The organism is Wolbachia endosymbiont of Drosophila seguyi (assembly GCF_028981765.1).
Taxonomy (GTDB): domain Bacteria; phylum Pseudomonadota; class Alphaproteobacteria; order Rickettsiales; family Anaplasmataceae; genus Wolbachia; species Wolbachia pipientis.
The window spans coordinates 1-1,492 of sequence record NZ_JAPQLM010000025.1; the positions used below are offsets into that span (position 1 = coordinate 1).

1 protein-coding gene is annotated in these 1,492 nt (G+C 33.5%); it reads left to right on the top strand.

Annotated features, from left to right (window positions below; all coding sequences use genetic code 11):
* Nucleotides 1–1,492 (top strand): WD_0033/WD_0034 family tandem repeat-containing protein (locus tag OZD62_RS00465; protein ID WP_458695160.1); only part of this gene is annotated, 1,492 nt, incomplete at both ends.

Below are 1,492 nucleotides of genomic sequence, written 5' to 3' on the forward strand. Positions count from 1 at the left end.
TTAAGAGTAGCTAAAGAAAACGGTATTCTGAAAGACATTCTTGACGCAACAACAACTATAAAATATCCAGGTGGTCAGGAAGAAACTTGCACACCACTTACTTATGCCATATTATGTAAAAATAGCAAAACTATTGAAGAAACTTTAAAAGTCTCTAAAGAAAACGGTATTCTGAAAGATATTCTTAACGCAACAACAACTATAAAATATCCAGATGGTCGGAGAGCAACTGTTACACCACTTGCTTATGCTATACTATATGAAGATAGTATAGCTATTGAAGAAATTTTAAAAGTCTCTAAGGAGAACGGTATTCTGAAAGATATTCTTAACACAACAGCAACTATAAGATATCCAGATAACAAGGAAGTGACTTACGCGCCACTTGCTTATGCTATGTTCTGGAAGGATAGCAAAGCTATTAAAGAAATTCTAGTAGCAGCTGAAGAGAACAGTATTCTGAAAGATATTCTTAACACAACAACAACCATGAAATATCTAGACCGGGAAGTGACTTACACACCACTTGCTTATGTTATACTACGTAGAGATAGTATAGCTGTTGAGAAAGTGTTAAGAGTAGCTAAAGAAAACGGTATTCTGAGAGATATTCTTGACACAACAATAACTATAAAACATTTAGATAGCCGGGAAGTGACTTATACACCACTTGCTCATGCTATGTTCTGGGAGGATGGCAAAATTATTAAAGAAATTCTAGTAGCAGCTGAAGAGAACAGTATTCTGAAAGATATTCTTGGCGCAACAACAACTATAAAATATCTAGATGGTCAAGAAGAAATTTACACACCGCTTACTTACGCCATATCATGTAAAAATAGCAAAACTATTGAAGAAATTTTAAAAGTCTCTAAAGAAAACGATATTCTGAAAGACATTCTTGACGCAACAACAACTATAAAATATCTAGATGGTCAGAAAGAAATTTACACACCGCTTACTTACGCTATATCATGTAAAAATAGCAAAACTATTGAAGAAATTTTAAAAATCTCTAAAGAAAACGGTATTCTGAAAGATATTCTTGATGCAACAACAACTATAAAATGTCCAGATGGTCATGAAGAAACTTGCGCACCGCTTACTTATGCTATACTACGTAAAGATAGTATAGCTGTTGAGAAAATGTTAAGAGTAGCTAAAGAAAACGATATTCTGAAAGACATTCTTGACGCAACAACAACTATAAAACATTCAGATAGCCGGGAAGTAACTTACACACTACTTGCTTATGCTATACTGCGTGAAAATAGTATAGCTATTGAAGAAATTTTAAAAATCTCTAAGGAGAACAGTATTCTGAAAGATATTCTTAACGCAACAATAACTATAAAATGTCTAGATGGTCGGAGAGTAACTGTTACACCACTTGCTTATGCTATACTACGTAAAGATAGTATGGCTGTTGAGAAAATGTTAAGAGTAGCTAAAGAAAACGGTATTCTGAAAGACATTCTTGACGCAACAACAA